Annotated in this window: 21 protein-coding genes and 1 pseudogene; 12 read left to right on the forward strand and 10 right to left on the reverse strand. The window is 69.9% G+C overall.

Features of this window, described 5'->3' with window-relative positions:
- Position 1: 1 nt before the first annotated feature.
- The 3 genes and pseudogenes from ACYVO7_RS16095 to ACYVO7_RS16105 all read right to left on the reverse strand — a co-directional run bounded on the left by ACYVO7_RS16095 (position 2) and on the right by ACYVO7_RS16105 (position 2,757).
- Positions 2-930 (reverse strand): annotated as a pseudogene (locus ACYVO7_RS16095) (beta-keto acid cleavage family enzyme).
- A gap of 70 nt (positions 931-1,000) precedes the next feature.
- Positions 1,001-1,942, reverse strand: a complete 942-nt coding sequence (locus tag ACYVO7_RS16100; RefSeq protein ID WP_460450817.1) for a DUF6282 family protein — start codon at positions 1,940-1,942, stop codon at positions 1,001-1,003.
- Entirely contained in the window at positions 1,939-2,757 is an 819-nt protein-coding gene (locus tag ACYVO7_RS16105) for an HpcH/HpaI aldolase family protein (RefSeq protein WP_460450818.1), read from the reverse strand. The genes ACYVO7_RS16100 and ACYVO7_RS16105 overlap by 4 nt, the downstream gene beginning before the upstream one ends.
- Before the next feature lie 160 nt (positions 2,758-2,917).
- Between ACYVO7_RS16105 and ACYVO7_RS16110 the strand changes: the two genes are divergently transcribed.
- The 7 genes from ACYVO7_RS16110 to ACYVO7_RS16140 all read left to right on the forward strand — a co-directional run bounded on the left by ACYVO7_RS16110 (position 2,918) and on the right by ACYVO7_RS16140 (position 9,223).
- Positions 2,918-3,697: an IclR family transcriptional regulator gene (locus ACYVO7_RS16110; RefSeq protein WP_460450819.1), complete on the forward strand. Its 780-nt coding sequence runs from the start codon at positions 2,918-2,920 to the stop codon at positions 3,695-3,697.
- 79 nt (positions 3,698-3,776) lie between these two features.
- The gene (locus ACYVO7_RS16115) at positions 3,777-4,913 is read left to right on the forward strand and encodes an ABC transporter substrate-binding protein (protein ID WP_460450820.1); all 1,137 of its coding nucleotides are present in this window, start codon (positions 3,777-3,779) and stop codon (positions 4,911-4,913) included.
- Entirely contained in the window at positions 4,910-5,617 is a 708-nt protein-coding gene (locus ACYVO7_RS16120) for an ABC transporter ATP-binding protein (RefSeq protein ID WP_460450821.1), read from the forward strand. Before ACYVO7_RS16115 ends, ACYVO7_RS16120 begins: the two co-directional genes overlap by 4 nt.
- Positions 5,589-6,590, forward strand: coding sequence for a branched-chain amino acid ABC transporter permease (locus ACYVO7_RS16125; RefSeq protein ID WP_460450822.1), 1,002 nt, complete (start codon positions 5,589-5,591; stop codon positions 6,588-6,590). Before ACYVO7_RS16120 ends, ACYVO7_RS16125 begins: the two co-directional genes overlap by 29 nt.
- Positions 6,590-7,363 (forward strand): ABC transporter ATP-binding protein, encoded by a 774-nt coding sequence (locus tag ACYVO7_RS16130; RefSeq protein ID WP_460450823.1) that lies wholly within the window; start codon positions 6,590-6,592, stop codon positions 7,361-7,363. Before ACYVO7_RS16125 ends, ACYVO7_RS16130 begins: the two co-directional genes overlap by 1 nt.
- Entirely contained in the window at positions 7,356-8,252 is an 897-nt protein-coding gene (locus ACYVO7_RS16135; protein ID WP_460450824.1) for a branched-chain amino acid ABC transporter permease, read from the forward strand. Before ACYVO7_RS16130 ends, ACYVO7_RS16135 begins: the two co-directional genes overlap by 8 nt.
- A 53-nt stretch (positions 8,253-8,305) precedes the next feature.
- Positions 8,306-9,223 carry a cupin domain-containing protein gene (locus tag ACYVO7_RS16140; protein WP_460450825.1) on the forward strand — a complete coding sequence of 306 codons (918 nt, stop codon included), beginning with the start codon at positions 8,306-8,308 and terminating at the stop codon, positions 9,221-9,223.
- Positions 9,224-9,234: 11 nt separating this feature from the next.
- Here the strand turns inward: ACYVO7_RS16140 and ACYVO7_RS16145 are convergent, their stop codons facing one another.
- Positions 9,235-10,251 (reverse strand): ABC transporter substrate-binding protein, encoded by a 1,017-nt coding sequence (locus ACYVO7_RS16145; protein WP_460450826.1) that lies wholly within the window; start codon positions 10,249-10,251, stop codon positions 9,235-9,237.
- Between the two features lie 76 nt (positions 10,252-10,327).
- Complete coding sequence (gene hpaI, locus ACYVO7_RS16150) at positions 10,328-11,095, reverse strand: 4-hydroxy-2-oxoheptanedioate aldolase (protein ID WP_460450827.1); 768 nt, start codon at positions 11,093-11,095, stop codon at positions 10,328-10,330.
- Between the two features lie 212 nt (positions 11,096-11,307).
- Here hpaI and ACYVO7_RS16155 point away from each other — a divergent pair, with 212 nt between their 5' ends.
- Positions 11,308-13,032: an IlvD/Edd family dehydratase gene (locus tag ACYVO7_RS16155; protein WP_460450828.1), complete on the forward strand. Its 1,725-nt coding sequence runs from the start codon at positions 11,308-11,310 to the stop codon at positions 13,030-13,032.
- Between the two features lie 10 nt (positions 13,033-13,042).
- On the opposite strand, the gene ACYVO7_RS16160 is transcribed toward ACYVO7_RS16155, so the two are convergent.
- From ACYVO7_RS16160 to pimA, 5 genes are all read right to left on the reverse strand, one after another.
- Complete coding sequence (locus ACYVO7_RS16160; RefSeq protein WP_460450829.1) at positions 13,043-13,792, reverse strand: enoyl-CoA hydratase-related protein; 750 nt, start codon at positions 13,790-13,792, stop codon at positions 13,043-13,045.
- A gap of 20 nt (positions 13,793-13,812) precedes the next feature.
- Positions 13,813-14,781 (reverse strand): NAD(P)H-dependent flavin oxidoreductase, encoded by a 969-nt coding sequence (locus tag ACYVO7_RS16165; RefSeq protein ID WP_460450830.1) that lies wholly within the window; start codon positions 14,779-14,781, stop codon positions 13,813-13,815.
- 64 nt (positions 14,782-14,845) lie between these two features.
- Complete coding sequence (locus ACYVO7_RS16170) at positions 14,846-15,994, reverse strand: acyl-CoA dehydrogenase family protein (protein WP_460450831.1); 1,149 nt, start codon at positions 15,992-15,994, stop codon at positions 14,846-14,848.
- Between the two features lie 3 nt (positions 15,995-15,997).
- Positions 15,998-17,197, reverse strand: a complete 1,200-nt coding sequence (gene pimC, locus ACYVO7_RS16175; RefSeq protein WP_460450832.1) for a pimeloyl-CoA dehydrogenase large subunit — start codon at positions 17,195-17,197, stop codon at positions 15,998-16,000.
- 70 nt (positions 17,198-17,267) lie between these two features.
- Positions 17,268-18,923 carry a dicarboxylate--CoA ligase PimA gene (gene pimA / locus ACYVO7_RS16180; RefSeq protein ID WP_460450833.1) on the reverse strand — a complete coding sequence of 552 codons (1,656 nt, stop codon included), beginning with the start codon at positions 18,921-18,923 and terminating at the stop codon, positions 17,268-17,270.
- A 150-nt stretch (positions 18,924-19,073) separates the two neighbouring features.
- Between pimA and ACYVO7_RS16185 the strand changes: the two genes are divergently transcribed.
- From ACYVO7_RS16185 to ACYVO7_RS16200, 4 genes are read left to right on the forward strand one after another with little or no spacing between them, the layout of a single operon-like run.
- Positions 19,074-19,970, forward strand: coding sequence for an IclR family transcriptional regulator (locus ACYVO7_RS16185; RefSeq protein ID WP_460450834.1), 897 nt, complete (start codon positions 19,074-19,076; stop codon positions 19,968-19,970).
- A 51-nt stretch (positions 19,971-20,021) separates the two neighbouring features.
- A complete protein-coding gene (locus ACYVO7_RS16190; protein ID WP_460450835.1) occupies positions 20,022-20,804 on the forward strand; it encodes an ABC transporter ATP-binding protein in 783 nt (260 codons plus the stop codon).
- Positions 20,801-21,514, forward strand: a complete 714-nt coding sequence (locus ACYVO7_RS16195; protein WP_460450836.1) for an ABC transporter ATP-binding protein — start codon at positions 20,801-20,803, stop codon at positions 21,512-21,514. Before ACYVO7_RS16190 ends, ACYVO7_RS16195 begins: the two co-directional genes overlap by 4 nt.
- 2 nt (positions 21,515-21,516) lie before the next feature.
- Positions 21,517-22,395, forward strand: a complete 879-nt coding sequence (locus ACYVO7_RS16200) for a branched-chain amino acid ABC transporter permease (protein WP_460450837.1) — start codon at positions 21,517-21,519, stop codon at positions 22,393-22,395.
- The last annotated feature ends 83 nt before the right edge of the window (positions 22,396-22,478 follow it).

Consider the following 22,478-nt stretch of genomic DNA (forward strand, 5'->3'; position numbering starts at 1 on the left):
GTCAGAACGCGACCCGGTCGCCGCCCTTCAGCTGCAGGATCTCGCGGGCGTCGTCGGGGGAGGCGATCTCCAGGCCCAGGCCCTCGATGATCTGGCGCGCGCGCGTCACCTGCTCGGCGTTGGACTGCGCCAGCCGGCCCGGTCCGATCCAGATGGAATCCTCCAGCCCGACGCGGACGTTGCCGCCCATGGCGGCCGCCTGCGCCGCGATGGCGAACTGGTTGCGCCCAGCCCCCAGCACCGACCAGCGATAGGCGTCGCCGAACAGCCGGTCGGCGGTTCGGCGCATATGCATGACGTCCTCGGGATGCGTGCCGATGCCGCCCAGGATGCCGAATACGCTCTGGACGAAGAAGGGCGGCTTGACGAGGCCGCGGTCGACGAAATGGGCCAGCGTGTAGAGGTGGCCGATGTCGTAGCACTCGATCTCGAAGCGGGTGCCGTTGTCCGCGCAGGTGCGCAGGATCATCTCGATGTCGGCGAAGGTGTTCTTGAAGATGCGCTCCTTCGAGCCCTCCAGATAGGGCCGCTCCCACTCGTGCCGGAACTCCTTGAAGCGGTCCAGCATGGGGAAGAGGCCTTCATCGATCCCATGTTGAGGGACGCGACTTCGGGCTTGAAGGTCGCGACCGGCCGCAGACGTTCCTCGACCGACATGGTCGGCGCGCCGCCGGTGGTGATGTTCACCACCACGTTCGAGCGCTGCTTGATGACCTTCAGGAACGGGGCGAACCGCTCGGGAGACTGGTCCGGCCGGCCGTCCTGCGGGTCGCGCGCATGTAGGTGGACGACCGCGGCGCCGGCCTGCGCCGCGCCGATGGCCGCCTCGGCGATCTCCTCGGCGGTGATGGGCAGGTGGGGCGACATCGACGGCGTGTGGATGGAGCCCGTCACCGCGCAGGTGATGACGACTTTGCGGGGCTGCGCCATGGAGATACCTCGTCGGTTGGGTCTGCCTGCGCCCGCCGGACGGCCCGGCGCGGCGCCTTTGTGCACGCTCTCAGTGAGCCCGCGACGGCAGGTCGCCTTCGAGCCCCAGGACCTTGGCGGCGTTGAGGGACACCATCTTGCGGATGTCCTCGTCCGCGTAGCCGAGATCGAGGCAGAGCTTCACGCCGCGGCGCATGCCCTCCACCGGGCTGATATTGCCGGTTTGGCCCAGGTCCGAGCACAGCATGGTGTTGTCCACGCCGGCCGCATCGATGTGCTTCTTGAGGTCCTCGGGCGCGCAGCTCTGAAACTTGTTGCCCTCCAGGAACATGCAGAGCGAATGCTCGACCATGGCGCCCATGGCGGCGATGCCCTTCACGTCGTTCAGGCTGGCGTCGACGATGTCCTCGGGATGCGTGAAGATCAGCCGCTGGACGCCGCGCTTGCGGGCCTCGTCGAAGACGATCCAGGTCTCGCTCACATGCAGGTGCCCGCTGGCCAGCGCCATTCCGGTGCGGGCGAGGACGTCGAGGATCTCCTTGGCGTCGTCCCGCACGGTCTTGTCGTCGTTCAGCACGGGCACCACGGAGGCCGGCCGGATCTTGGACGTGGACGCCGGGTGGGCGCGGCCGGATTCCCTTTCCCACCGGAAGTGGTTCTCGGCCGAGAGCGTCGGCATCCAGACGATCTTGCCTCCCATCGCGGCCGTGTGCTCGACCGCATAGGGGTTGAGGCCGCCCACGACATTGTTGAGCGCGATGCCGGAATAGACCTTGGTCTTCAGTTCGGGATGATGGCGCGCGATCAGGGCCGCGGTCATCACGCCGGAGTAGTCGTGGTCCTTGGTGACGATGGCGGCGAAGCCGACGTCCGAGGCCTCCCGGGCGAGTTCGAGGTGATCGACGCTGCGCGGCGCGATGGACGGGCCGCTATGGACGTGCGGATCGATGGCGCCGACGAGCAGATTCTCGATCCGCTGGTCCATGGCTCCGCTGGAGGAGGGTTCGGTCATGACGGGTTCCTTGCTTGGCGGTTGGGTTGGGGGGCGCCCAGCGCGGCGAAGTCGGAGCGCGTGCGGGCCGCGGCCTGGCGCATGAAGCCCTGGTCCGACGAGACGATGAAGGCGTTGGCGCCCAGCGCGCGCCAGTCGTTGGCTTCGGCGGCGTCGGCCACCATCAGGCAGACCGGCTTGCCGACCCGGCGCGCGGCCGCCAGGATCTTTTCGGCGGCGGCGCGCACCTTCGGATCGGCGAGGCCCGTGGCGCCCAGAGCGACCGTGAGGTCGCCCCGTCCGATGAAGAAGCCGTCGAGCCCGTCGACCGCCACGATCGCGTCGATGTCGTCCAGGGCCTCCGGGTCCTCGATCATGGCGATCACCGTGACGGAGGCGTCGGCCTGGTCGACATGGTCCCAGACGCCGAGCGTCCCGTAGCCGCCGGCCCGCGGCGAGTTCGAGAACCCGCGCCTGCCGCCGCGATAGCGGCAGGACGCGACGACGTCCCTGGCCTTCTCGACGCTGGAGACATGGGGGACGAGGACGCCGGCGGCTCCGTCGTCGAGGACCGCGAGGAGCTTGGCGGGGGTCGGCTCCGCCACCCGGACGATGCCGGCCGTCCCGGACGCCCGGGCGGCCAGCAGCCCGACGTCGATCGTCACCCGGTCGAAAGGCGCGTGCTCCTCGTCGATGACGACGAAGTCGAAGCCGAGCCCGCCCAGGATCTCGATCGCGTGGCTGGTCGGGGTCTTGATGAAGGTCCCGAGCAGGACCTCGCCGTCCTGGAATCGCTGGCGAAAGGACCGCTTCGCCTCTCCGGAGCCGGTTGACATGGGCTGGGCCTCTTCCCTAGTATGTTCTGACTAGTAGAACATCATCTCATTTTTCAGAACGATACCGGCAACCTGCCGTGGGCTGTCAAGCCTTTTTCGAGCGGGACGCGTCCTCGCGCAGGCCCGCGGGGCGCCCGGTCCGGTCAATGGGAGCGCATCCATGCCCAAGATCAGCGGCGCGGCGGGGGAGGGCGTCCAGTCGGTCGTGCTCGTGCTGCGGATCCTCGAGACCCTCGCCCAAGCGGGAAAGCCGCTGGGCGTCACCACGCTGGCGCAGGAGCTCGGGACGACGAAGAGCCGCATCCACCGTCACCTGCGCACGCTCGTGCAGGAGGGCTATGTGGGCCAGGCGCCCGAGACCGAACGCTACCTGGTCGGGCCGCGGCTGGTGACCCTGGGCCGCGCGGTCAGCGAGGACCTCGATCTCGCCCATGCGGCCACGAGCGCCCTGCTGGAGCTGCGCGACAGTCTCGGGCATTTCTCGGTCGTGTCGCAGATGGACGTCGAAGGCGTCCGCGTCCTCAAGACGATCTCAGGCAAATCCGCCATCGAGATCGGGGTTCGGCAGGGGTCGCTGCTGTCTTTCCACGGCTCGGCCCAGGGCAAGGTGGCGCTGGCCTTCGGCCCTCCGGAGCTGCGGTCGCGGGTGCTGCGCTCGCGCCTCGACATGCTGACGCCCCACACGGTCGTGAGCGCCTCGACCCTGGACCGCGAGCTGGAGCGGATCCGCGAGCGCGGATGGGCGGTCGCCCCGAACGAGGCGATGATCGGCATCAACACCCTGGCCGCGCCTATCCTGGACGTCAGCAACGCCGTGGTCGGCACGGTCGGGATCGTGGATTCGATCCAGTACATCGAGGCCCAGCCGTCGGCCGAGCAGATCCGCCGCATCGTCGAGGCGGGGCGCCGCATCTCGCAGGCCATGGGCCATCGGGGTTGACAGGTTCGGGTTCGGCCCTCAAACTTCAAAAACGAAACGTTGTTCTGCATAACGAAACAACTCGTCGAGGAGGAAACAGATGGACCGCCGTTTCGGGGCGCTCGCCGCAGCATTGCTCGCCTTCACGTCCACGTCCGCCCTGGCCCAGCAGGTCTACAAGGTCGGCTCCTCGGTGGGACTGACCGGCTACGCCGCCGTCAACGACCGCGCCTGGCGCGACGGCTTGCAGCTCGCCGCCGAAGCGATCAACGCCAAGGGCGGCGTGCTCGGCCGCAAGATCGAGCTCGTGGTGGAGGACAACCGCTCCGAGCCGCAGGAGGCCGTGGTCGGCTACCGCAAGATGATGTCCAACGACCAGGTCCAGATCTTCGACAGCGGCTGCGTCTCGGCCGGCAATTTCGCGGCGGCGGGCTCGGTCGTGCGGGCCCAGATCCCGATGATGCTGTGCTCGATCCTGCCGCAGCGGCCGGAGGAGCAGAAATGGGCCTTCAGCGTGCTGCCGCCGCCGCGCTTCGAGATCGAGGCGCGCTACCAGCACCTGAAGGACAAGACGGACATCCGCAAGGTCGGCATCCTGCACGATCCCACGCCCTACGCGATGCTGATGAAGGATCTCGGCTCCAAGATCGCCAAGGACATGGGCCTGGAGGTCGTGGCGGTGGAGTCCTACAAGCAGGACGACGCGGATGTCAGCGTCCAGATCGGCCGCATGAACGCCGCCGGCGCGGGCGCCATCGTCAAGATGGGCCAGGGCGGCTCCACGGTGACGACCGCCAAGAACATCAAGGCGCTCGGCCTCGACAAGATGATCCTCATGGCGAGCCTGGACGACTGGGCCACCTTCCGCCAGGCCGGCGAGGTCTTGGGCGAGCGTTTCATGTTCGTGGCGCCCGGGGTGCAGATTCCGGACGCGATTCCGGCCGGTCCCGCCAGGGAGGCGGCCGAGAGCTTCCTCAAGGTCTGGCGGGCCAAGCATGGCGACCGCGATCCCAACGCCGGCGCCCGCGCATGGGACAGCCTGATGCTGATCGCCGCCGCCGCCGAGAAGGCCAAGTCGCTCGAGGGTCCGGCGATGCGCGACGCGCTGGAGACGCTGCCCTCCACCCAGGGCGCCTTCGCGCAGTTCAACTTCTCGCCCGAGCAGCATGTCGGCATCACCAAGAACCCCTTCGAGATCGGGGTCCTGCGCGACGGCAAGTTCGTGGCGCTGAAATGAGCGGGCCGCTGCTCGAGGTCACGGAGATCTCGGCTCATTACGGCCGGGTGCACGCGCTCAAGCCGACCAGCCTGCATGTCGGGCGGGGCGAATTGGTCACGGTGCTCGGCCCCAACGGGGCCGGCAAGACGACCCTGCTGCGCGCGCTCACCCGGCTCACGCCGGCGCAGGGCCGCATCATGTTCGACGGTCGGGACGTCACCGCCCTGCCGACGCACAAGCTGGCCGAGCTCGGCGTCATCATGGTGCAGGAGGGGCGCGGCCTGTTCGGCCAGATGTCGGTGCGGGAGAACCTGATCCTCGGCGCCTACACGCGTCCGGGCGGCGACATCGACAGGCAGCTCGGCGCCGTGTTCGAGCTGTTTCCGCGGCTGAAGGAGCGCGTCGAGCAGATCTCGTCCTCGCTTTCGGGCGGCGAGCAGCAGATGCTGGCGATCGGGCGCGCCCTGATGGCCGAACCGAAGCTCCTGATGCTCGACGAGCCGTCGCTCGGCCTCGCGCCCCGCGTCGCCGGAGAGATCCTGTCCACGCTGGGCGAACTGAACCGCCGGGGCCTCGGCATCCTGCTCGTCGAGCAGAAGGCGCCGCTGGCGCTGAAGCTGGCCAAGCGGGTCTACGTGCTTTCGCTCGGGCGCATCGCGGCCGAACTCCCCGCTTCCGAGATCAGGTCCCACCATGACCTCGCCCGCTATTACCTCCACTAGGACGCGCCTGCGCGACCTCGCCGCGCCCGCCGCCCCGGTCGTCGCCGCGCTGGCCCTGCTGGCCTATGCGCTCACGTCGAGCGGCTACATCGTCACCGTGCTGGGCTTCGCGGCGATCTATGGCGTGTTCGCGACCGGGCTCAATTTCTTCATGGGCTATACGGGACAGGCCTCGTTCGGCCAGAACGCCTTTGCGGCGGTGGGCGGCTACTGCTCGGCCATTCTCACCGCCACCTACGGGGTGGAGCCGCTCGTGGCCCTCGTCCTGGCCACCTGCCTGTCGTCGCTGGTCGCCTTCGCGGTCGGCTATCCGACGCTGCGGCTGCGCGGCCACTACCTCGCGATGGCCACCTTCGCGCTCGGGCTGATCACCTACGAGATCACCATCGAGTGGACCAGCCTGACCCAGGGCTACATGGGCTATTCGGGCATTCCGCCCCTCGGGATCCTGGGCTACGAGCTCGCCAGCGAGAAGCAGATGCTGGTGGTGCTGGTCGGCTTCCTGCTGCTCGGCGTGTGGATCTCCAGCCGCCTGCGCCATTCGCGCTTCGGCCGCGCGCTGGCCGCGATCGCCGGGAGCGAGCCGGCGGCGGCGGCGCTCGGCGTCAACGTGGCGCGCTACAAGCTCGCCGCCTTCGTGATCGCGGCGGCCTACGGGTCCGTGGCGGGCTCGCTCTTCGCCCATTTCGTCGGCTTCATCAGTCCGGAGGTCTTCGGCACCTCCATGGTCGTGCTCAGCTTCACGATGCTCTATCTGGGCGGCATCGGCACGACCTGGGGCCCCGTCGTCGGGGCGGTCATCGTCTCGCTGCTCCCCGAAGCGCTGCGCGGCCTCAAGGAGCTGCAGGACGTCGCCTACTGCATCATCCTGGTCTCGATCCTGATCTTCGCCCCCAAGGGTCTGTCGGGCCTCGGCGCGCTGCTCGGCCCGTGGCTGGAGCGCGGCAAGGCCGCCAAGGGGGAGCGACCCTGATGGCGCTGCTCTCCGTCCAGAACGTCACGATGCGGTTCGGCGGCCTGCTGGCCAACGACGCCATCAGCTTCGACGTGCCGCAAGGCTCCATCTACGCCGTCATCGGCCCCAACGGGGCCGGCAAGACGACCCTTTTCAACTCCATCGCGGGAGCGCTGGTCCCCACCTCGGGCGCGGTGGTGTTCGACGGCCAGCCGATCACCGGGCTTCCGCAGGCCTCGATCGCCTCGCGCGGACTGATCCGGACCTATCAGCTGGTCCAGCTCTTCAAGGACCTGACGGTGGCCGAGAACGTCGAGATCGGCTTCCATCGCGTCACCCGCGGCGGCGTGCTCAGCGCGCTCCTGCGCCCGCGCTGGGCGCGCGAGCAGGAGGCCCGCATCGCCCGCGAGGCGCGCGAGCTGCTGGCCTTCGTCGGCCTCGGCGACCAGGGCGAGCTGGTGGCGGACAAGCTGCCCTACGGGCGCCAGCGCCTGCTCGAGGTCGCCCGCGCGCTGGCGGCCGACCCCAAGCTGATCCTGCTGGACGAGCCCGCCGCCGGCCTCAACACGCAGGAGACCGCGGCGCTGGCCGACGTCATCCAGCGCGTCAACGCCCGCGGCGTGACCGTGCTGCTGATCGAGCACGACATGGGGCTGGTCATGAAAGTGGCGCAGCGAATCGCGGTGCTCGATTTCGGCAGGAAGATCGCCGAGGGCTCGCCCGAAGAGATCCGGCGCAATCCCGATGTGCTCGCGGCCTATCTGGGCGGCGTGGAGATGGTCGATGGCTGACATCACGCAACTGCTGCAGAGCCTCGTGACGGGCGTCGGCGTCGGGCTCATCTACGGGCTCGTCGGCATCGGGTTCTGCGTCATCTACAACGCCAGCGGCATCGTGAACTTCGCCCAGGGCGTGTTCGTGATGCTGGGCGGCATGGTGTGCCACGCCCTGCTCACCCGGCTGGGCCTGCCGCTCGCGCTGGCCGCGATCCTGACCGTTCCGATCGTGGCCGGGGTGGGGATGCTGATTGAGACGCTGGTGGTCCGGCCCATGTGGAACCGGGGCGCGACCATGTTCGCCATCATCCTGGCCACGCTCGCGACGCAGATCATGATCGAGCGGATCACCATCCTGACCCTGGGGGACCAGCCGCGGTCGATCCCGTCCTTCACGCCCGGCGGGCCGCTGAAGCTCGGCGACGTGGCGGTGGGCTACCAGCTGTTCTGGATCCTGGGCTGCGGCGCCCTGATGGTGGGGCTGCTCTGGCTCTTCTTCACCCGCACCCGCACGGGGCGGGCCTTGCGCGCCTGCTCGCAGAACCGCGAGGCGGCGGCGCTGCTCGGCATCCCGGTGTCGCGCATGCTGCTGGTGTCGTTCGCGCTCTCGGCCGCGCTCGGCGCCGTCGCCGGCATCCTGGTGACGCCGACGCAGGTCACCGCCTTCAACGTCGGCACGCCCTTCGGGGTCAACGGCTTCATCGCGGCCATCATCGGCGGCTTCGGCAGCGCCGCCGGCGCGCTGGCGGGCGGGGTCCTGCTCGGGGTGCTGCAGGCGGCCGCCATCGTGCTCTTCGGGGCCGGCTTCAAGAACGTCGCGGCCCTTTCGACGCTGCTGGTGGTGCTGCTGCTCTTTCCGAGCGGCATCTTCGCCGGCCTGAAAGGCTTCAAGCGGGCGGCCTGAGCCGCCGCCGTCCCGGCCGGCCCAGAGCCGGCGCATCCCTCCGGAGTTCGAGCATGTACGACAAGTCCGACCCCCGCGCGAGCCTCGCCGCCACGCCGGCCAGCGCGCCCGTCTTCACGGCCTATTCGCCGGCCGACTACGTGAAGTTCTACGAGGAACAGCCCGCCGAGAGCGGCCCCGATGGCCGCACCTGGTACATGCGGGGCCAGAATGGGGTGATCGGCTATTCGGAGGCGAAGGCCGGCGCCCGCTTCAGCCGCAGCGGCCAGATCGACGAGTGGGTGTTGCTGCTGCCGGATCCCGGCGTGTCCGTGAGGGTGACGGCGGGCGGCGAGACCAGGACCGTCGCCGGCTATTCGGTGACCTTCGTGCCGCCCGGTGACAGCGTCGTCGAGGTGGTGGAAGGCGGGCGCATCGTGCGCCTGTTCACCACCCGCTCGGCCGACCTCGCGGCGCTCTGCTCGAATGCGGGCGAGTATGTCGAGCCGCACCACAACATCCCGCCCTTCCAGGCCTGGCCGACGCCGCCGGACGGGTTCAGGATCCGCACCTACAGCCTGGACGTCCCGGACGAACCGGGCCGCTTCGGACGGATCTGGCGCTGCACCACCTTCATGGTGAACTATCTCGCCCCGCAGGTCGGGCCGCGCGACATCACCAAGCTGTCGCCGCACCACCATGACGACTTCGAGCAATATTCGCTCTCGGTGCAGGGCTCCTTCATCCACCACCTGCGCTGGCCGTGGACGCCCAACATGAAGATGTGGCGCAACGACGAGCACGAGTTCGTCGGCACCCCGTCCGTCACCGTCATCCCGCCGCCGGCGATCCACACGACGCGCGGCATGGACCCCGGCGTCAACCAGCTGGTCGACATCTTCTCGCCGCCGCGGATCGACTTCTCGCTGAAGCCCGGATGGGTGCTGAACGCGGCGGATTACCCCCTGCCGAATACGGCCCCGAAGGGCTGACCGGAGCGGCCTCAGCTGCCGGGACGGCCCTGCAGGGCGGGGAGGAACATCTCCGACCAGACGGCCGGCTTGGTCTTGATGGTCCCGGACAGCTGCATGAATTCGGCGAACTGCATCATGCCTGTCGGCGTGGTGGAGAACCGCGTGTCGGGGTCCTCCAGCATCTTGAGGACCTCGTCGACGTCGACCTTGACCTTCGAGCTCCTGACGAAGATCTCGGCGGCCTTGCGCTTGTCGGCCGCGATCAGGGCGTTGGCGTCGTCCAGCGCCTCCAGGAAGGCCTGAGTGGTCTTGGGATTGGCGTCGACGAAGCGCTTGGGCGCGAAGGTGACGTCGAGGGTGATGTTGCCCAGATAGTCGACCGAGTTCGCGACGCGGCGGATGTTGGGGCTCTTCACCTCCAGATACTGGAAGGGCGGGGAGGTGAAATGGGCGGTGATCTCCGTCTTGCCGCCGATCAGCGCCGCCACCCCGTCCGGATGGGCGAGGCCGACGGTCAAGGGATCGAGCTTGCCGTAGTTCTCGCGCCCGAACTCCTTGGCGACCATCATCTCCAGCACCACCGCGGCCAGGGACGTCCGGATGCCCGGGATAGCGATCTTGTCGGCGGAGGTGAAGTCCTTCAGGCCGGTGATGCTCGCCTTGTTGGTGTTGAGCCAGAGCGAGGTCGAGCTCATGCCCGAGACGCCCACGACCTCCACCTTCGGGATGCCCTTCGCCTTGGACCAGAGCGTGATGAAGCCCGGCGCGCCGATTCCGGCGAAGTCGAGCGCCCCGGTCATCATGGCGTCGTTGATGACGTTGCCGCCGTCGAGCGTCAGCCAGTCCACCTTGAGGGGGCCGAGGCCGGCCTTCTCGGCGCGGCTCTCGAGGAGTTTCTGGTCCTCCATGACGATCAGCGGCAGATAGAGGATGCCGAAACCCTTGGAGATGCGGACCTGGTTGGCTTCGGCCTGTGCGGCGCCCGCGCCCGCGAGCAGCAGTGCGACGGCGGCCGCGAGGGCCCTGGGCGTTCTGGGTGTGGTCACGACGCTTCCCCTGTCAGGCTTTGTTGTTGGGGGGTGAGCATCGGGGGCGACGCCGCAAAGGTCAATGACCGGCCAGTCAGGGCGCCTTGAACCGCTGGGCCAGGGCCTCGGTGGCGCGGGCCAGCATGCTGGCGTCCACTCCCACTGCCGTGAAGACCGTGCCGAGCTCGATGCAGCGCTGCGCGAAGGCGTTGTCGGGGGTCAGGATTCCGGCGGGCTTGCCGCAGGCGCGGATGCGCCGGATCGCGTCCTCGATGGCGGCCACCACCTCCGGATGGCCGGCCTCGCCGACATGGCCGAGGCTGGCGGCGAGGTCGGCGGGGCCGATGAAGACGCCGTCGACGCCGTCGACGCCCGCGATCTCCTCCAGGCGGTCCAGCGCCTCGCGCGTCTCGATCTGCACCAGCAGGCAGAGCTCCTCCTCGGCGCGGCGGGCGTAGCCGGCGATGCGGCCGAAGCCGGTGGCGCGCGTGACGCCCGAGACGCCGCGGACGCCGCGCGGCGGATAGCGCATCGCCGCGACCGCGGCCTGCGCCTCAGCGGCGCTCTGCACATAGGGGATGAGTAGGGTCTGGGCCCCGAAATCCAGGATGCGCTTGATCAGCACCGCGTCGTTGCTGGCCGGTCGCACGATGGGGGAGACCGGGTAGGGCGCGACGGCCTGCAGCTGCCCCAGCACGGTCAGCGGGTCGCCCGGCGAGTGCTCGGTGTCGAGCAGCATCCAGTCGAAGCCGGCGCCCGCCATGGCCTCCGCCGCATAGGGGCCCGGGAGGCTGCACCACAGGCCGATCTGCTGGCGTCCGGCCAGGATGGCGCGCTTGAAGGCGTTCTGCGGGAGTTGCATGGGTTCAGCCTCGGTCTCGCGCGCCGGGCGGCGCCGTGTCCACCATGATGCGCGTGGACCATGCCGGCGGTCACGATGTCAATGGCTCATGGCAGGTCCGCTTCTGAGGCCGGGACCACGGAACCGGCTATCAAGGGCCGCGCCAGACGTGCGAGAAACGCGTGTTGGCGAACAACAGACCGCGAAGGCGGCGACGCAGCAGGGAGACGCCGATGTCGGACAAGACCAAGCCAGACGCCCAGACCGGCATGCGCAAGGGCCTCGCCCAGTATGGCGACGCGGAGTTCTCGCTCTTCCTGCGCAAGGCCTTCATCAAGGCGATGGGCTATTCGGACGACGCGCTCGCCCGGCCCATCATCGGGATCACCAACACCTTCTCGGCCTACAACGCCTGCCACCGGAACGTCCCGGACCTGATCGAGGCGATCAAGCGCGGGGTGATGCTGGCGGGCGGACTGCCGCTCGAATTCCCCATCATCTCGATGCACGAGTCCTTCTCGCATCCCACCAGCATGTTCCTGCGCAACCTCATGGCGATCGACGCGGAGGAGATGATCCGCGCCCAGCCCATGGACGCGGTCGTGCTCATCGGGGGCTGCGACAAGACCGTCCCGGCGCTGCTGATGGGCGCCGGCAGCGCCGACGTCCCGGCGATCCTGACCGTGACGGGGCCGATGATCACCGGCTCGCACAAGGGCGAACGGCTCGGCGCCTGCACGGATTGCCGCCGGCTCTGGGGCCAGCACCGGGCGGGCGCCATCGGGGCGGACGAGATCGAGGAGATCAGCGGCAAGCTCGCGCCGGGGCCAGGCACCTGCATGGTGATGGGCACCGCCAGCACGATGGCGCTCTGCGCCGAGGCGCTGGGCATGATGCTTCCCGGCGGCGCCGCGATCCCGGCCGTCGACGCGGACCGCCTGCGCCACGCCGAGGCGACCGGCGCGCGCGCCGTGGCGCTGGCCGCCGAGGGCCTTCGGCCATCGCAGATCATGACCGCGAGCGCCTTCGACAACGCGCTGCGCGTGCTGCAGGCCATCGGCGGATCGACCAACGGCCTCATCCACCTGGTGGCCATCGCGGGCCGGCTCGGCGTCGAGCTCGACATGGACGCATTCGACCGCATGGGCGTCGAGACGCCGGTGCTGGTCGACCTGAAGCCCTCGGGCCAGCACTACATGGAGGACCTGCACCGCGCCGGCGGGCTAGCCGCGATCCTGCGCGAGATCAGGGACCAGCTGGAGACGCAGAGCCTCACCGTCACGGGCCGGACGCTCGGCCAGGAGATCGACGCCGCGCCTCCGGGCTGGGAGCAGGACGTCGTCCGCCCGGTGTCGCGGCCCATCCACCAGGGCGGCGGCCTGCGCGTGCTGCGCGGAAGCCTGGCCCCCCACGGCGCGTTGATCAAGCAGGCCGCCGCGACGCCGGCCCTGCTCCGGCACGAAGGCCGGGCCGTGGTGTTCTCGTCCCTGGCCGACATGGCGGAGCGGCTCGACGCGCCGGACCTCGACGTGCAGGCCGACGACGTGCTGGTGCTGCAGAACGCCGGCCCGAAAGGCGCCCCCGGGATGCCGGAGGCCGGCTACATCCCGATTCCGCGCAAGCTGGCGGCCGCAGGCGTCAAGGACATGGTGCGCATCTCCGACGCCCGCATGAGCGGCACGGCCTTCGGCTCGATCGTGCTGCATATCAGCCCGGAAGCGGCCGAAGGCGGCCCGCTTGCGCTCGTGCGCGACGGCGACCGGATCGCGCTCGACGTCGCGGCCGGGCGCATCGACCTGCTGGTCGACGAGGCCGAACTCGCCCGCCGCCGGCAGGGCTGGAGCCCGCCCCACGCGGCGCCCGAGCGCGGCTACAAGAAGCTCTATTGGGACGAGGTGCTCCAGGCCGAGCACGGCTGCGACTTCAACTTCCTGCGCAAGCATCCGCTCCCGCGCTAGGCGAGGCGGGCTAGCCCTTGTTCATGAAGGCCGCGAAGCGGGCCTGGGTTTCGGGCAGCCTGCGCAGCCGGTCGAACTCCGCCGCCTCGGCCGCGATGGTCTCCAGCGCGGCGGCCCGGCGGGCCTTCTGCAGCAGGGCCTTGGTGGCCAGCACGGAGGGCGCCGGAAGGGCGGCGAGGGCGGCCGCGCGTTCAAGCGCGCGGGGCAAGGCCTGGCCGTCCTCGACGGCCTCGTTGACGAGCCCGTCCCGGGCCGCCGCCTCGCCGGAGAACTCCTCGCCCAGCAGCAGCATCTCGGACGCGCGCTTCGCGCCCGCGACCTGCGGCAGAAGCAGCGTCGAGGCGCCCTCGGCGCAGATGCCGAGCGGCACGAAGGGCAACTTGAAGCGCGCCGAGCGGCCCGCATAGGCGAGGTCGCAATGCAGCAGCATGGTCGTGCCGATGCCGATGGCGAAGCCCTCGACGGCGGCCACGACCGGCTTGTCGAAGGAAGCGATGGCGCGCAGGAAGCGGATGGCCGCGTGGCCGCCCGGCTCCTCGGCCCGGGTCATGAAGTCAGCGATGTCGTTGCCGGAGGTGAAGCAGCGCTCCGCCCCAGTCAGGACCACGACCCTGACGGCGTCGTCCGCCGCGGCGTCGGCCAGCCCGGCGATCAGGCCCTCATAGGCGGCCGCGTTCAGCGCGTTGCGGCGCTCCGGGCGGTTGATCTCCAGTTGGAGCAGACCGGATGCGGGCGTGGAGCGGCGGATGGGATATGTCATGGGTCACTCCGAGGCCGGGGTCAGAACGGCGCGGCATGGGCCGCAAGGGCCGAGCGGGCGGCAGCATACTCGTCGCGCAGGCGGGCGACGAGGTCGGCCGTGGCGGGCACGTCGTGGACGAGCCCCACGCCCTGCCCGGCGCCCCAGATGTCGCGCCAGGCTTTGCCCTTGCCGGCGCTGAAATTCATCGCGGCCTTGTCGGCTGTCGGCAGGTTGTCGGGGTCGAGCCCCTGCAGGGCGACGCTGGGCTTCAGGTAGTTGCCGTGCACGCCCGTGAACAGCGGCGTGTAGACGATGTCGGCCGCCGAGGCGTCGACGATCATCGCCTTGTAGCGCGGATCGGCGTTGGCCTCGCGGGTGGCGATGAAGCGCGTGCCCATATAGGCGAGGTCGGCTCCCATCGCCTGGGCGGCGAGGATCGAGCGCCCATTGGCGATCGAACCCGACAGGATGATCGGTCCGTCATAGAACCTGCGCACCTCGCCGACGAGCGCGAAGGGGCTGAGCGGCCCGGCGTGGCCGCCCGCGCCGGCGCAGACCAGGATGAGACCGTCCACGCCTTCCGCCAGCGCCTTCTCGGCGTGACGGATGGAGATGACGTCGTGGAAAACGAGTCCGCCATAGGCGTGGATGCGGTCGACCACAGCGCCGGGCGCCCGCAGGCTGGTGATGATGATCGGGACCTCGTGCTTGACGCACAAGTCGACGTCATGGTCGAGCCGGTCATTGGAGGCGTGGACGATCTGGTTCACCGCGAAGGGCGCGATCGGGCGCGTCGGGTGCAGCGCGCGGGCGGCCGCGAGCTCGCCCTTGATGCGCAGGATCCAGGGCTCCAGCTCCTCCTTGGGCCGGGCGTTCAGGGCCGGGAACGACCCCACCACCCCCGCCAGGCATTGCGCGATGACGAGGTCGGGGGTCGACACGATGAACATCGGCGACCCGATGACGGGCAGGCTGAGGCTGCCCTGCAGGATGGCGGGAAGCGGCATCGGCTCCTCGGAAAGGGCCGCCGGGGCGGGCGGACGGCTGAAATGCGCGGCGGGACGGCTGCGCCTAGACGTTGATGAGCCCGCCGGCGTCCGCCACCCGGGAGAGATGGTGGTCGGCGTCGCCGAAGAGCGTGTCGATCATCGTCATGCGCTTGAAATAGTGCCCGATCTTGTACTCCATGGTCATCCCCACGCCGCCATGGAGCTGGATCGCCTGCTGGCCGACGAACCGGCCCGAGCGGCCGATCTGCACCTTGGCGCCCGCTACTGCGGCGGCGCGTTCGGCGGGGTCGGGCGACGCCGCCGTCATGGTGGCGAACATCGCCATGCTGCGGGCCTGCTCCAGGGCGACCACCATTTCGGCGGCGCGGTGCTGCAGGGCCTGGAACGAGCCGATGGTCGTTCCGAATTGCTGGCGCGTCTTGAGGTAGTCGACCGTGATCGCCTGCATTTCCTCCATGCAGCCCACCGCCTCGGCGCAGAGCGCCGCGATGGCCTCGTCGGTCACGCGCTCGATGAGCGGCAGGGCGGCGCCGGGATCGCCGATCGCGGCCACGGCGGGGACGTGCACGCCCGACAGCGCGATCTCGGCGGCGCGTTGGCCGTCCTGCGTCGGATAGCCCCGGCGGCTCACCCCGGGGGCGTCCGCGTCGACCAGGAAGAGGCCGATCCCGTCGCGGTCGCGCGGGGAGCCGGCCGTGCGGGCCGAGACGATGAGCCGGTCGGCCCCGTCGCCGTGCAGCACGAGGCCCTTCTGGCCGTCGAGGCGCCAGCCCGCGCCGTCGCGCGTCGCCGTCGTGGCCACGTCGAAGAGGTCATAGCGCGCCTGGCGCTCCGCATGCGCGAAGGCCATGCGCAACTCGCCGGCCGCGATGGCGGGCAAATGCGCGGCCTTCTGCTCGGCGCTGCCCGCGTGCCGGATGAGGCCCCCGGCCAGCACCACGGTGGCGAGGTAAGGCTCCACCACGAGGGCCCGGCCGAAAGCCTCCATCAGGATCATGGTCTCGACCGGTCCGCCCCCGAAGCCGCCATCCTCCTCGGCGAAGGGCAGCCCGAGCAGGCCAAGCTCGGCGAACTGCGCCCAGACGGCGGGACTGAAGCCGGGATCGGAGTCCACGATGCGCCTGCGGGCGTCGAAGTCATAGGCGTCGGCGAGCAGGCGCCCGACGCTGTCCTTCAGCATCCGCTGCTCTTCGGTGAGGTCGAAATCCATGTGTCAGAGCCCCAGAACGGCCTTGGCGATGATGCTCTTCTGGATCTCGTTCGAGCCGCCATAGATCGAGACCTTACGGGTGTTGAAGTAGTTCGGCGCGATCATGGCCGCCCAGTCCGGCCCGACCGGCGGCTCGTTGGAGCCCTCCTCGGAATGGGGATCGTACGGCATCGCATAGGGGCCGATCACGTCCATCAGCAATTCGGTGGTGGCCTGCTGCAGCTCGGAGCCCTTGATCTTCAGCACCGAGGAGGCCGGGTCCGGCTTGCCGCGCTCGCGCCGGCCCTCGGCCGCGACGACGCGCATCTGGGTGATCTCCAGCGCCTTGAGCTCGATTTCGACGGCGGCCAGCTTCTCGCGGAAGCGCCGGTCCTCGATCAGCGGGCGCCCGCCGGCGAGTTCGATCGCGGCGAGCTGCTTGATGCGGCGGATGCGCTCCTTGGAGACGCCGACCCTGGCGATGCCGACGCGCTCGTTGCCGAGCAGGAACTTGGCGTAGTCCCAGCCCCGGTTCTCCTCGCCGACGAGGTTCTCGACCGGCACGCGCACGTCGTCGAAGAACACCTCGTTGACCTCGGCCCCGCCATCGATGGTCTGGATCGGCCGCACGGTGACGCCGGGCGTCTTCATGTCGATGAGCAGGAAGGAGATGCCCATCTGCTTCTTGGCGCCGGGGTCGGTGCGCACGAGGCAGAAGATCCAGTCGGCATGCTGGGCCAGCGTGGTCCAGGTCTTCTGGCCGTTGACGACGTAGTGGTCGCCCTGGCGCTCCGCGCGCGTCTTGAGCGAAGCGAGGTCGGAGCCGGCGCCGGGCTCGGAGAAGCCCTGGCACCACCAGTCGTCGATATTGGCGATGCGGGGCAGGAAACGCTTCTTCTGGGCCTCGCTGCCGAAGGTGTAGATCACGGGCGCGACCATGTTGACCCCGAAGGGCAGCGGCTGGGGCGCGGGCGCGATCTGCATCTCCTCCTGGAAGATATACTGCTCCACCGGCGTCCAGTCCGTGCCGCCCCATTCGCGCGGCCAATGAGGCACGGCCCAGCCCTTGGCGTTCAGGATGCGCTGCCAGGTGACGAGGTCGTCCTTGGTGGGATGATGTCCGGACGCGATCCTGTCGCGGATCTGCGCCGGCAGCGCCTCTTTGAAGAAGGCGCGGACGTCCTCCCGGAAGGCGAGCTCCTTGTCGGTGAAGCGCAGGTCCATGGCGTGCGTCCTGTTGGCTTGGCCTTTTACGACCGTTTATCCCTAAACCATTCCGTTCGGAAGACGCCGGTCAGGGCGCGGCTTCCTTGCGCAGTTCGGCGCGCGAGAGCTTGCCGACCGGCGTGCGCGGCAGCGAGGCCCGGAACTCCAGCGCGGTCGGCATCTCGTGCTTTCCGACCTTGTCGGCGAGAAAGAGCCTGAGATCGTCCATCGAGAACGGCTCGGCGCCGTCGCGCAGGGTCACGAAGGCCTTGGCGGCTTCGCCCCGGTACTCGTCCGGCACGCCGAGCACGATGCATTCGGCGACGGCGGGGTGCTCGTAGATCGCCTGCTCGATCATCTGCGGATAGACGTTGAAGCCGCCCGAAATGATCATGTCCTTCTTGCGGTCGACGATGAAGAAGAAGCCCTCCTCGTCCATGTAGCCGACGTCGCCGGTGAGGAAGCGGTCGCCCACGAAGGATTGCGCGCTTTCCTCCGGGCGGTTCCAGTAGCCCTTGGTGACGTTCAGCCCGCGGATGCGGAGCTCGCCGACTTCGCCGGGGGGCAGCGTGCGAGTCGGGTCGTCCAGCGATACGATGTCGAGCTCCACGCCGGGAAGCGGGATGCCGATCGTGCCGGGCTTGGACGGGCCGTTCTCGGGCAGGTTCGTGCCGGCCGGAGAGGTCTCGGTCATGCCCCAGCCGCCCACGAGCCTGCGGCCGGTGAGCCGCTCGAAGCGCCTCGCCACCTCCACCGGCAGGGGCGCGCCGCCGGAGGCGCAATGGACCATCGACGAGAAGTCCACCTTGTCGACGCCCGGATGGTTGGCGAGCGCGATCCACATCGTGGGGACGCCCGGGAAGGAGGTCGCACGGCCCTGCTCGATGTCGCGGATCGTCTGCTCCACGTCGAAGCGGGCGCGCAGCAGGATCGTATTCCCTCGGTCGATCTGGCGCAGCAGAATCGTGGTGAGCGCGTAGATGTGGAAGAGCGGCAGGACGCCGATGACCCGGTCGGCGCCGGGCCGGGAGAGGCCCTGGCCCTCCAGCCAGGCGTTGTACATGGACACGGCCGCGGTCAGGTTGCCGTGGGTCAGCATGGCCCCCTTGGGCAGGCCGGTCGTGCCGCCGGTGTATTGCAGCAGCGCGACGTCCTCGATGGACTGCTCCGGCCAGGACGGGGGCGGGCTCGCGCCGGCGGTAAAGCGCGAGACCGGGATCACGTCCGAGCGGTCGGGCAGGGCTGTCCTGGGCCCGTCCCCGCCCCAGGCGGCGTCCTCGCCGACGATGACGCGGTCCAGCAGCCCGGCGTCGAGCAGGCGGACCGCCATGGGCAGGAGGCTCGTCCCCAGATCGGTGGCGACGAGCGTGCGGGCGCCGCTGTCGCGCAGCTTGTGCGCCAGCACCCGCTCGGCGTCGAGCGGGCTGAGATGGACGATCCGGGCGCCCGCCCGGCTGGCGCCGAAGAAGGTCGCCGGGTGCCAGGGCGTGTTCGGCAGATAAAGCGCCACGGTGGCCCCGGGCCCGAGGCCGGCGCGGAGCAGGGCGGCGGCCAGCGCGTCGACGCGGCGGCCGAGCTCCGCGAAGCTCAGGCTCGTGTCGCGGAACTCGATCGCGGCGCGGTCGCCATAGCGGGCCACCGCACGGTCGAGCAGCTGCAGCAGCGTGCATCGCGCGATCGGAGCGTCCCAGCGGGCGCCGGGCGCATAGGATTTCTCCCAGGCGAAAGGGGCGCGCCCGGTCAAGCGGTCTGATCCGTCGCGGGCCGCGCCGTCACGTCTTCCCCCCGCCATGAGTTCCGCAGTGCGGAATAGCGTTTCGCATCTTGACGAGCAGGCTAGAAGTCTGGTGAGCTTCCTGTCAACGCCCCGGCGAGGGCGGACCAGAGGAGCGGGATGCCGGACCGGGACGAGGACGACAGCGCGGAGGGCGACCGCAAATTCGTCGTGGCGCTGGCGCGCGGACTGGACGTACTGCGGGCGTTCAGGCCCCATGACGGCCTGCTCGGCAATCACGAGATCGCGGCCCGCACGGGCCTGCCGAAACCGACGGTGACGCGGCTCACCTACACGCTGACGAAGCTCGGCTATCTCACGGCCGTGCCGCGTTTCGGCAAGTACGAACTCGCCCCCGCCTCGCTCGCGATCGGCTACTCGGCGCTGGCCAATATCGGCATTCGGCATGTCGCGCAGCCGCACATGCAGGAGCTCGCCGATTACGCCGGCGGGGCCGTGGCGCTCGGCGGACGCGACCGCAACAGCATGATCTATGTGGCCCAGGCGCGCAGCGACACGGCCCTGACGGTGCGCCTCGACATCGGCTCGCGCATTCCGATGGCGACCACCGCGATGGGGCGCGCCTATCTGGCGGCGCTGCCCTCGGACGAGCGGGCCGAGCTCTATGACAGCATGGCGCCGCGCTTCGGCGAGCGCTGGCCTTCGGTGCGCGACGGCGTCGAACGGGCGCTGGAGGGTTTCGCCCGGCGCGGCTTCACCGTCTCGGAAGGCGAGTGGCAGGACGACGTGCATTCGGTGGGCGTCCCGCTGACGCCGCGCGACGGCAGCCGGCCGTTGGCGTTCAACTGCGGGGCGCCGGCGTTCCGCTTCACCCGCGACCGGCTGGAGAACGACATCGGCCCCCGCCTCGCCGCCATGGTGAGCGCCGTCGAGGCCACGCTGAACGGAGGCCCGGTTCCCGACGGAGCAGGGCCGCGCAACGCCAGAGGCCGCCAACCGGCCCGCACGCACCAGGGAGGGACCCACCTTGCGGACATCGCCGAGGAGACGGGCTGAGCGCATCCGCGCGGCCGCCCCCTTCGCCCAGCAGCCTCGGCCGGTCCGCGCATGAGCGGGAACGCCGATCCGTTGTTGCGCGTCCAGGACGTGCGGGTCTCGTTCGGCGGCATCGTGGCGCTGGACGGGGTCAGCTTCGACCAGCAGGACGGGCACATCCTGGGGCTCATCGGCCCGAACGGGGCGGGCAAGACGACCCTGTTCAACTGCCTGAGCCGCCTTTACCACCCGAATTCCGGCGAGATCGCGCTTTCGGGCCGCAGCATCCTGACGCGCCCGGCGCATCGGATCGCCGAGATCGGGATCGGCCGCACCTTCCAGAACGTGGCGCTGTTTCCCCGCCTCTCGGCCTTCGACAACGCCATGGTGGGCGGGCACGCCCGCACCCGCTCGGACCTGATCAGCGACGCGCTGGGCCTGCCCTGGGCAAGGCGCGCCGACGCCGCCCTGCGCGAGCGCGTGGGAGAGATCCTGGCCTGGCTCGACCTGGAAGCCGTCGCCGACCTGCCGGTCGCCGGGCTGCCTTTCGGGACGCAGAAGCGGGTGGAGCTTGCCCGGGCGCTCGCCGCCCAGCCGCGGCTGCTGCTGCTGGACGAGCCGGCCGGCGGGCTGAACCATGACGAAGTGCGCGAACTGGGGCGCCTCATCCGGCGCATCCGGGACGAGCGCGGCGTCTCGGTGCTGCTCGTCGAGCATCATATGGGCCTCGTGATGTCGACGGCGGACCGCGTCGTCGCGCTCAATTTCGGCCGCAAGCTGGCGGAGGGCACGCCCTCGGAGGTGCAGCGGGACGCGGCGGTGATCCGCGCCTATCTGGGAGACAGGGCCGCATGACCGCGCTTCTCGAGGTGCGCGGCCTGAAGGCCTATTACGGTCCCGTGCAGGCGCTGCACGGGCTCGACTTCACCCTGCGCGAAGGCGGCATCACGGCCCTGCTGGGGGCCAACGGGGCGGGCAAGACCACGACGCTGAGGGCGCTGTGCGGCATGGTCCGGGCGACGGGCGAGGTCACGCTGGGCGGGGAGCGCGTCATCGGCCGGTCCACCGAGGACGTCTGCCGGATGGGCGTCGCGCATGTGCCCCAGGGCCGCGGCACCTTCGGCCGCTTCACCGTGGAGGAGAACCTGCAGCTCGGCGCGATGACGCGCCGCGACCACGCCGCCATCCGCGACGACATGGACCGGATGTACGCCACCTTCCCGATCCTGAAGGCGCGCCGAATGCAGCAGGCCGGGGCGCTCTCGGGCGGCGAGCAGCAGATGCTGGCGGTGGCGCGCGCGCTGATGCTGCGGCCGCGGCTGATGCTGCTGGACGAGCCTTCCTTCGGGCTCGCGCCCCTGATCGTGCGCGAGCTCTTCGACATCTTCGCCGCCGTGAACCGGGACCAGGGCGTCAGCATGCTGATCGTCGAGCAGAACGCGGAACTCGCGCTGGATCTCGCCGGCGACGCCTATCTGATCGAGACGGGCTCCATCGTGATGGCGGGCGCGGCGGCCGCGATCCGGCAGGACGAGGGCGTCCGCAAAGCCTATCTGGGGTACTAGGGATGGATCTCCTCCTGCAGCAGATCCTGTCCGGGCTGGCGAGCGGCGCGATCTACGCCTGCATGGCGCTGGCCGTGGTGATGATCTACCAGGCCATCGACCACCTGAACTTCGCCCAGGGCGAGATGGCGATGTTCTCCACCTTCATCGCCTGGCAGCTGATGCAGTGGGGCGCGCCCTACTGGGCGGCCTTCGTCACCACGGTGGCGCTCTCCTTCGTGGGCGGGATCGCGATCGAGCGGGTGGTGTTCAAGCCTCTCAAGACCGCGCCGGTGCTGAGCCACGTCGTGGTGTTCATCGCGCTCTACGCGATCCTGAACAGCCTCGCCGGGTTCATCTGGGACTTCACCGTCAAGCCGTTTCCGAGCCCCTTCGGCTCCGCGCCGTTCATGGGGTCTCGCCTCATCGGCTCGCACCAGGTGGGCATGATCGCCACCACGCTGGCCATCCTGGGCTTCCTGTACGGCTTCTTCCGGTTCACCCGCGTGGGGCTGGCGATGCGGGCCGCGGCGGCCAATCCGGAATCGGCGCGGCTCGTCGGCGTGCGCGTCGGCTGGATGGTGGCGCTGGGCTGGGGCATGGCGGCCGCCATCGGGGCGATCGCCGGCATGCTGATCGCCCCGGTGGTGTTCCTGGAGCCCAACATGATGCTCTCCATTCTGCTGTACGGCTTCGCCGGAGCGGTGCTGGGCGGGCTCAACAGCCCGGGCGGGGCGGTGCTGGGCGGCTTCGCGGTCGGCGTCGTGGAGAACCTGGCCGGCACCTACATCCCGGTGATCGGCGGCGAGCTGAAGCTGCCGATCGCGCTCTTCCTCATCGTCGGCGTGCTCGTCGTGCGCCCGAACGGCCTCTTCGGCCGGCTCAGCGTCCAGAGGGTCTGATGACGATCGAACAGGGCGCCGAACTGCCGCACGCCCGCGCAGCCCTCCGCGGGGCGGCCGCGCGCCGGCCGGCTGCGGGCGCG

Source organism: Alsobacter sp. SYSU BS001988 (genome assembly GCF_054796215.1).